Genomic DNA, 8513 nt, shown 5'->3' with positions numbered 1-8513 from the left:
GGCTTCGCGCAGGGCGGGCTCGTCCGTTGCCACCGGGGCGGGGCCGACCGCCACGCCGCGCGTCACGGCCTGCGCCATGGCGTGCAGGGTGTCGGCCAACCGCGCCACCGCCGCCGGCGCGGGCGGCGGCTGGTCGGCCGGCAGTGCCCAGGCGCTGTCGGACACCGCGTTGGCCACGCGCTCCAGCGCCACTTCGACGGGCCACCAGGCCAGTGCGCGACGGCTCACCAAACGCGGTTCCGACAGGCCGCGCTGCAACGCGATGCGCAGGTCGGACAGGCGCGCATAGGCCTGGGTGCGCAGCTCGTGGCGGGCCGTCGAATCGGCCTGGAACACGGCATTCAGATAGGCGGCCAGGGTGTCGATCGCGGTGGCCACGGCCTGGTCCAGATTGTGGCGTTCGAGCCGCATCCAGGGCAGGTAGCCCACCGCCAGCACGATGGCCGCGGCCACCGCCACGTCTTCCAGCCGCGCCAGGGCGATCGGCCAACTGCCCGGTTGCAGTGCGCCGATCAGCAGCATCAGGATGGGCAGCAGGATCGCCGAGAACAGGCCGTAGTTGCGGCGGATCGACCACGGCAGCAAGGCCGCCAGGCCGGTCACGGCGAGCAGGCTGACGACGCCGCTGCGGTCCAGCGCCAGCACGGTGGCGCTGATCGCCACGCCCACCACGCTGCCGGCGCAGCTTTGCAGCGCCCGGGCGAAGACCGAACCGAAATTGGGCTTGAACACCACCACCACGATCAGCGGCACCCAGTAGGAACGCGGCAGGGCCAGGGTGCGCGCCACGGCTTCGGCGACGACTAGGCACAGACCCAGCCGCACCAGGTAGCGCAGCGTGGTCGGGCCGGGGCGGTAAGTGCGCGCCAGCACCCGCCACGGCGTGCGCGGGCGCGCCGGTGGCAAGGCCGGGAAGGCGTCCGGGCGCGCCGGGCCGCTGCCTTCCAGCAACGGCCGCGCCTGTTCCAGTGCGTCGGCCAGTGCCGTTGCGCCGGCCTGGCGCACGGCCGCGATGTCGTCGCCTGGCGCCGACGGCGTGGCGTTCTCGACGTGGTCGGCCAGCCGGTTCATGGCTCGCGAACACTCGGGTGGCAATACCCGGCCGGCCCGCGCCAGCGCCAGCGCGGCGTCCGACAGTGGCGTGCATGCCTGCAACTGCGCGGCCAGCCGGGCCAGCCGCGGCGAGGGGCCGGCGGCGCGGCGCCGGGCCGCCAGCACCGTGTCGTAGGCGCCGGCCATGGCGGCTTCCATGTCGCGCCGCGCCGTCATGATGCGCGAGGTGCCGATGGCGGCGAACATGGCCGCCAGCTTGCGATAGGCCAGGGCCACCGCCGCCCGTTCGGGCGCGATCGGGTTGACCACCCAGCCCAGCAGGGTCAGCGCCAGGCCGAACAGGCCGCCCGCGCCCACCAGCGCCGGCGGTAGCCAGGGCGGCAGGGGCGACGTCAGGCTGGCGCCGACGATGACGTAGGTGGCGAATTGCAGCGTGGCGACGGCGGCGATGTTGTTGAAGGTGCCGACCAGGCTGGCCGCCAGGACCAGCAGCGTCATGGCGGCGGCGCTGAGCAGGCCGTGGCCGGACAGCAGCGAGCCCAGCAAGTAGCCCAGTGCGCCGCCGAACACGGTGCTGCCGATCGACAGCGCGCGGTTGCGGTAGGGGCCGCCGTTGTCGCCGGTGATGGCGGGCAGGGCGCCGAGGGCCACCAACGCGGCCGCCGCGCTCTGGTCCAGCGCCAGGCCGGCCGCGGTCGGCAATCCGATGGCCAGCGCTGCGCGCAGCGCCACCCAGCGGCTGACCGGCGACGGCTCCATGTGCGCCAGGCTCATCAGCCAGCGCATGTTGGAGGTGCGGGCGTGGGGCGCGGCAGGCGTGTCCGGCAAGGGGGCCTCGGCGACGGCTAGCCTTTGATCAGCGGCGCTTCTTGTGGCGCTGCCAGGCGGAAATAATCGGCGGTCGCCATCAGGATGGAAGCGTCCAGCCGTCCGGCGTTGAACACGATTTCATCGTGCCGCTGGCGCAGGGAGGGGTCGACCAGCAGGTGCAGGTCGGGATTGAAGCTGAAGGGCGGGATCGCGCCGATCTCGCAGCCGGTGAGTTCGCGCGCCAGGTCCTGCGAGGCCAGCGAGGCCTTCTTGCCGCCGGCGGCGCGGGCGATGGCTTCCAGGTCGGCCTGTCGGTCGGCGGGGAACACCGCCAGCACGTTGCGACGCTGGTTGGACGAAATCTTGACGCGGCAGACCAGCGCCTTGGCGCCCTGGCTGACGGCGGTGCCGCGCACGGCGGCGACTTCCACCGAGCGGCCGGCGGCGGGATGGGAAATGAGGCGGTAGCGGGCCTGATGCTCGGTCAGCAGGGCCTGCAGGCGTTCGTAGACTTCCATGGCGGGGCGCAGCGGGTTGGCGGGCCGGCGCCGGGGATCCGGCCGGCCATGCCGCATGATACGCCGGTCGCGCGCGCCGCAGGCCCTAGATGTCGCCGGTGAAGGCGTAGCCCCAGCCCCAGACGGTGCGGATCGGCAGCTCCATATTGGTTTCCTGGGCCTTGCGGCGCAGCCGGCTGACCACCACGTCGGTGCGCCGCAGCGATTCGCGGCCGGCCTGCGGGTCGCTGGGCGGCACGTCGCCGCGCGGCATGCGCCTGTCGGGACTGGTAGTCAGCTTGAGCAGGAAGTCGCGCTCGGCCTGGGTCAGTGCCAGGCGGGTGCCTCGCGGGCTGACCAGGGTCCAGGCGGCATCCTGGAAGTGCCATTTGCCATTGGCCTCGGCCGGCGCGGCGGCTGGGCGGGGTTCGGCATCGGCCGGCCGCCGGCCGTTCACGGGGACGCGGCGCACCAGCGCCTGCAGCGCGGCGGCGATCTCGGCGCTGGCGACGTCGGGCGGAAAGCAGGCGTCGGCGCCGCAGTGCAGGCCGAGGATGCGGTTTTCCGGGGAATCGAAAGTGGATACCGCGACGATGCCGGCGGTGGTGTCCATGGCGCGCAGGCCGGCGACGGCCATGCAGAGATCGGTCAACTCGGCTTCCATCACCAGCAGCGGCGTGCGCCGCGCCTGGAACAGCCGGAACAGGCCGTTGGAGTCCTCGCAACCGCGTGGCGAGAAGCCCATGCCCGCCAGCGCGTCGCAGCGGTGCGCGCGTTGGCGGGAATCGGGCGAGAAGACGATCAGGTCTAGTAGGTCATTCATGAATCGTTGTCGAGATCAGTGCAGCTTGAGCGCATGCATGATGCATCGGATACAACGGATTCCTAAACGCCGCACAACGCCATTTTCTGACCCGAATTCTCGGACATGGCCCCGGGATGTATGGTTTGGCGCGCTTTGCGGGCTATTGTGTGGCGGCAACCGGGTCGGCCGGCGGCGTGTTCCACCAGCCGCCGCCCAGCGCCTGCAGCAGGGCGGCGGTATCGGCGTAGCGCGCCGCGTCGGCCGCGCCGCGGGCGATGCGCGTCTGCAGCAGCTGGCGTTGGCTGTCCAGCACGTCCAGGTGGCTGATGCCGCCGGCCTGGTAGCGGTCGCGGGCGATGCGCGCGGCATCGTCGGCGCGGCGCCAGGCCGTGTCATACGCGTCATAGGCCCGCGCATCGCTCTGCAGCGCGCGCAGGGCGTCCGCCACCTGCCTGAAGCCGTCCAGCACGGTCTGGCGGTAGGCCGCCGCGGCGGCTTCGTAGGCGGCCTGGGCCGAGCGCGTGCGGGCGCGCAGCTCACCGCCGCGAAACAGCGGTTGCACCAGCCCCAGTCCCAGGTTCCAGACATTGACGCCATCGCCGACGTCGCCGGCGCGGGTGCGCTGCGAGCCGAAACTGGCGGTCAGCGTGAACCGCGGATACTGGTTGGCCGTGGCCACGCCGATCTGCGCCGAGGCCTGGTGCAGCAACGCTTCGGCTGCCAGGATGTCGGGCCGCTGGCGCGTCAGCGCCGACGGCACGCCGGTCGGGATTTCGGCGGGCAGCGTCAGGTCGGCCAGGCGCAGCGGCGGCGCCTGCCAGGCCGCCGGCGGCTGGCCCAGGTAGGTGGCCAGCTGGTGATGAGCCTGGGCCAGCTGGTATTCCAGCGGCGGCACGCTGGCCTCGGTCTGCGCCAGCAGCAGTTCCTGGTTGCGCAGGTCGGCCTCGGCGATGCCGCCGGCCCGCAGGCGCTGCGCCATGATGTCGCGCTGGCGTTGTTGCGCCAGCAACAGCTCGCGGGTGTCGGCCAGGCGCCCGGCCAGGTCGGCCTGGCGGATGGCGGTGGTGACCACGTTGGCGGCCAGCGTCATGCGCGCGGCTTGCAGCTCATGCGACTGGTAGTCCACCTGGGCCGCCAGGCCCTCCAGCGCGCGGCGGTTGCCGCCGAACACATCCAGCGTGTAGGACACGTCGATCGACGCGTTGTAGAGCGTGAACGGCGCCGGCTGCTCGGCGACGGGCACGCCGTAGGCGGAGGGATCGACCTTCTGCCGCGTCGCCGACAGGTTGGCGTCCACCGCCGGCAGCAGGCGGCCGCCGGTCTCCGCGTTCAGGTCCTCGCCGGCCTGGCGCAGCCGGGCGCGGGCCTGTTCCAGCGTCGGGCTGGCGTCCAGCGCCTGGCGCACCAGCGCATCCAGCGCAGCGGAACGGAACAGGCGCCACCATTGGGCCGGGATGTCGGCGTCCGTGAGCCGCGGTTGCGCGCCGCTGGCGGGCGCATTGTCGGCCGGCGGGGTATAGGCGGCGACCGGCGGCGGCGCGGGGCGCTCGAAGTCCGGCCCGACGGCGCAGCCGGGCAGCAGGACGCAGGCGGCCTTCAATCCAGGGTGCGGCGGTAGAACTTCACGGCGGCGGTCATCACGACCACGGTGAACAGCAGCATGGGCCAGATGGCGGGCCACAGGTCCCACCAGCCGTTGCCCTTGAGCAGGATGCCGCGGATCAGCCGGTTGAAGTGCGTCAGCGGCAGCAGGTTGCCCAGGTACTGGGCCCACTTGGGCATGCCCAGGAACGGGAACATGAAGCCGGACAACAGCATGTTGGGCAGGAAATAGAACATCGTCAGCTGCATCGCCTGCAGCTGGTTCTGCGCCAGCGACGACAGCGTGATGCCGACGGTCAGGTTGGCCGCCACGAAGATCAGCGCGCCCAGGTACACCGTCACCAGGCTGCCCAGGAACGGCACGTGGAACACGAAATACGCCGCCAGCAGGATGATGGTGGACTGGATCAGGCCAATGGCGATGTAGGGCACGATCTTGCCCGTCATCACCTCCAGCGGCCGCACCGGCATGGCCAGCAGGTTTTCCATGGTGCCGCGCTCGCGTTCGCGCGTCATGGCCAGGCCGGTCATCATCACCAGTGTCATGGTCAGGATCACGCCCATCAGCCCCGGCACCGTGTTGTATTGCGAGATCTGCTCTTCGTTGTAGAGCTGGTGCACGCGCACGTCGAACGGCGGCTGGCCGCCGGCCAGGTGCGCCAGCGGGCCGGTCAGGTCTTTCTGCGCCACCGCCTGCGCCAACTGTGTGGCCGAGCCGATCGCCAGCCCGACCGCCATCGGATCGGTGGCGTCGGCCTCGATCAGCAGCGCCGGCCGCTCGCCGCGCAGCAGCTTGCGCGAGAAGTCGGGCGGAATGGTCAGCACGAACAGCACCCGGCCCTGCGCCAGCGCGGCGCGGCCGGCCTCTTCGTCGGGCAGGGTCTCGACGATGTCGAAGTAGTCGGATGCCGTCATCGCCGCCACGAAGCTGCGCGTGAACGGGCTCTGGTCGGCCACGATGACGGCGGTCGGCAGTTGCTTGGGGTTGGTGTTGATGGCGTAGCCGAACAGCGCCAGCTGCATGATCGGAATGCCGACGATCATGCCGAAGGTGATGCGGTCGCGCCGCAATTGCAGGAACTCCTTGAGCACCATGCTCCACCAGCGCGACCACGAGAAACCCTCCAGGTGGCGCCTCATGCCGGGCTCGCATAGTTGTCGTCGGAGCGGTTCATCAGATAGATGAAGACGTCCTCCAGGCTGGTGTCGATGCGTTCCAGGCGCAGGTCCTGGCCGGCCACGACGTCTCGCAAGGTGCGTTCGAGCACGGCGGCGTCGCGGCCGCTGATGTGCAGCGCGGTGCCGAAGGCCACGGTCTGGTCCACCCCCGGCGCGCCGCGCAGCCGCTGCGCCAGCGGCACCAGGTCGTGGCCATGGATGGCCCAGGTGGTCAGGCGCTGCCGGGCGATGACTTCGTCGGCGGTGCCCTGGATCAGCAGCTTGCCGTACGAGATGTAGGCCAGCTTGTGGCAGCGCTCGGCCTCGTCCATGTAGTGGGTGCTGACCAGCACCGAAATGCCGCGCGCGGCCAGCTCGTGCAGCTGTTCCCAGAAGTCGCGCCGGGCGGTCGGGTCGACGCCGGCGGTGGGCTCGTCCAGCAGCAGCAGGCGCGGTTCATGCAGCAGACAGGCGGCCAGCGCCAGCCGCTGCTTCCAGCCGCCCGACAGGGCGCCGGTGAGCTGGTTGGCGCGGGTCTGCAGGCCCAGGTCCTCGAGCGCGCGGTCGACCGCCTCGCGGCGGTTCGGCATGCCGTACATGCGGGCGACGAAGTCCAGGTTCTCACGGATGGTCAGGTCGTCCCAGTACGAGAATTTCTGCGTCATGTAGCCGACGTGGCGCTTGATCTGGGCGCTGTCCCTGAGTATGTCGTAGCCCAGGCAGGTGCCGCTGCCGGAATCCGGCGTCAGCAGGCCGCACATCAGCCGGATGCTGGTGGTCTTGCCGCTGCCGTTGGGGCCGAGAAAGCCGAAGATCTCGCCTTCGCGTACCTGCAGCGAGACGTCGTTGACCACGTGCTTGTTGCCGAAGTGCTTGTTCAGGCCGTGCACGTCGATGACGTAGCCGGCCTCGTCGGTCGCCGAGCGGGCGGGGGCGTCGTTCATTGCAACGCCGCCTCCACCGGCTGGCCCGGATGCAGCCGCGTGGCCGCGTCCGGCGCGGGCCGGGCCTCGACCATGTAGACCAGCTTGCCGCGCGTTTCGCGGCTGTAGATCACCGGCGGCGTGTACTCGGCCTGCGGCGAGATGTAGTCGATGCGCACCGGCACCGGGTCGCCGCAACCGTCGCAACGCACCATGGCCTGCTGCCCGGGCTTGAGCGTGCCGACCACGGTCTCCGGCACGAAGAAGCGCACCTTGATGTTGCCCGGCGGCAGCAGGCTGACCACCGGACTGCCGGCCGGCACCCATTCGCCCACGCGGTACAGCGTGTCGAACACCAGGGCGGCGGCGGGCGCCGCCAGGCGTTTCTGCGCCAGGGCCCAGTCGGCCTGCGCCAGCGTGGCGCGCGCCGCGTCGACCTGGGCGGCCTGGGCGCGGCGCTGGTCCTGGCGGCCGGGCAGGTTGGCCACTTCCAGCTGGGCGCGCAGCTCGCGCACGCGCGCGGCATCCGATTGGGCCTGTTCGCGGCTGTCGTCCAGCTGCGCCCGCGCCACGCCGCCGGCGCGGAACTGCGCGGTGTCGCGCGCCAGTTGTGCCGCCGAGCGCCGGCTGGCGGCCTCGGCCTGGGCCAGCTGGGCGCGGGCGACGTCGACCTCGGGCGGACGCTTGCCGGTGGCGATGTCCTCCAGCTGCGCGCTGGCCGCGGCCAATTGCGCGCCGGCCTGGTCGCGCGCCGCGGTCTCGCGCTCGGCCTCCAGCGCGAACAAGGGCGCGGCGGCGGCAACCTGCTGGCCGCGCCGCACCGACAGCGTGTCCAGCCGGCCGGCCTCGGACGAGGCGATGTAGAGGTACTCGCCCTCGACATAGCCCTGGTAGACGGCCTCGCCACTCTTGCCACAGCCGGCCAGCAACGACAGGCCGAGCGCGGCGGCGGGCAGCGCGAAACGGGGGAGGGAAGCGGTGCGCATGGTCAGCGTCCTGTGGCGGGCGGTTCGGCGTCCGGAGCCGCGCCAGCGCGCCGGGTCCGTTTGGCGGGCGTTGCGGGCGCCGGTGGCGGCGCGGCCGGCGGGGAAAACAATCCGCCCGTGAGCATGGCGGTGGCGTGCGCGGCGATGGTCTCGTGGCCGATGGCGCGGGCCTGTGGATCGTCCTGCCAGATGCGGCGCCACAGGCTGGACGTGGCCAGCGGCAGCAGGGTCAGGCCCAGGATCGACAGGAACACCAGCCGCGGCTCCACGTCCGGGGTGATGGCGCCGGCGCGCTGGCTGTCGGCGATCAGGCCGGCGAACACCTGCAGGCGTTGCGCCGGCAGGTGGCGCAGCACGCGCTCGCGCAACTGGCCGCCTTCGTTGACGACCTCATGCATCCACAAGGACGGCAGCCAGGGCCGGTCAGTGCCGCAGCGCACGATGCGCGAGACGATTTCGGCGATGACGGCGCGCGTCGCCTCGGCCGACCCCTGCAGCCGCCGCGGCGTCTGCGGCACCGGGCTCCAGACGTAGCCGATGACGGGCACCACGCGTTCCAGCACCACGGCGTCCAGCAACTGGTCGCGGCTCTTGAAGTAGTAGTGCAGCATGGCCGAGGTGAACCCGGCGCGTTCGGCGATGTGGGCCAGGCGGGTGGCGGCCACGCCCTGCTTGGCGA

At 71.7% G+C, this 8513-nt stretch carries 8 protein-coding genes; all 8 read right to left on the bottom strand.

The features are described from left to right. Positions 1-1881: FUSC family protein (locus DK459_RS25390; RefSeq protein WP_233256860.1), on the bottom strand; the 1881-nt coding region annotated here is incomplete at its 3' end. 17 nt (positions 1882-1898) lie between these two features. Next, a complete protein-coding gene (locus DK459_RS25385; protein ID WP_035181835.1) occupies positions 1899-2381 on the bottom strand; it encodes a YbaK/prolyl-tRNA synthetase associated domain-containing protein in 483 nt (160 codons plus the stop codon). 85 nt (positions 2382-2466) lie between these two features. Next, complete coding sequence (locus tag DK459_RS25380) at positions 2467-3183, bottom strand: response regulator transcription factor (protein WP_006385266.1); 717 nt, start codon at positions 3181-3183, stop codon at positions 2467-2469. Between the two features lie 142 nt (positions 3184-3325). Further along, positions 3326-4765 (bottom strand): efflux transporter outer membrane subunit, encoded by a 1440-nt coding sequence (locus DK459_RS25375; protein ID WP_110135140.1) that lies wholly within the window; start codon positions 4763-4765, stop codon positions 3326-3328. Then, positions 4762-5907, bottom strand: coding sequence for an ABC transporter permease (locus tag DK459_RS25370; protein WP_006385267.1), 1146 nt, complete (start codon positions 5905-5907; stop codon positions 4762-4764). The genes DK459_RS25375 and DK459_RS25370 overlap by 4 nt, the downstream gene beginning before the upstream one ends. Then, complete coding sequence (locus DK459_RS25365; protein ID WP_006385268.1) at positions 5904-6869, bottom strand: ABC transporter ATP-binding protein; 966 nt, start codon at positions 6867-6869, stop codon at positions 5904-5906. Before DK459_RS25365 ends, DK459_RS25370 begins: the two co-directional genes overlap by 4 nt. Continuing rightward, positions 6866-7834 carry an HlyD family secretion protein gene (locus tag DK459_RS25360; protein WP_020927425.1) on the bottom strand — a complete coding sequence of 323 codons (969 nt, stop codon included), beginning with the start codon at positions 7832-7834 and terminating at the stop codon, positions 6866-6868. Before DK459_RS25360 ends, DK459_RS25365 begins: the two co-directional genes overlap by 4 nt. Before the next feature lie 2 nt (positions 7835-7836). Next, positions 7837-8513, bottom strand: a 677-nt coding sequence (locus tag DK459_RS25355; protein WP_110135268.1) for a TetR/AcrR family transcriptional regulator, incomplete at its 5' end; no start/stop codon positions are given.

The sequence above is a fragment of the Achromobacter sp. RW408 genome (assembly GCF_003184165.1).
Lineage (GTDB): Bacteria > Pseudomonadota > Gammaproteobacteria > Burkholderiales > Burkholderiaceae_B > Achromobacter > Achromobacter xylosoxidans.
Note: the sequence above shows the minus strand (reverse complement) of the source record. Positions and strands in the feature narration are given on the sequence as shown.

What these genes read in the sequence shown, in the direction of transcription:
- DK459_RS25380 (WP_006385266.1), bottom strand. Translation starts at nt 3,183, where the DNA reads ATGAATGACCTACTAGACCTGATCGTCTTCTCGCCCGATTCCCGCCAA.
- DK459_RS25370 (WP_006385267.1), bottom strand. Translation starts at nt 5,907, where the DNA reads ATGAGGCGCCACCTGGAGGGTTTCTCGTGGTCGCGCTGGTGGAGCATG.
- DK459_RS25360 (WP_020927425.1), bottom strand. Translation starts at nt 7,834, where the DNA reads ATGCGCACCGCTTCCCTCCCCCGTTTCGCGCTGCCCGCCGCCGCGCTC.
- DK459_RS25365 (WP_006385268.1), bottom strand. Translation starts at nt 6,869, where the DNA reads ATGAACGACGCCCCCGCCCGCTCGGCGACCGACGAGGCCGGCTACGTC.
- DK459_RS25385 (WP_035181835.1), bottom strand. Translation starts at nt 2,381, where the DNA reads ATGGAAGTCTACGAACGCCTGCAGGCCCTGCTGACCGAGCATCAGGCC.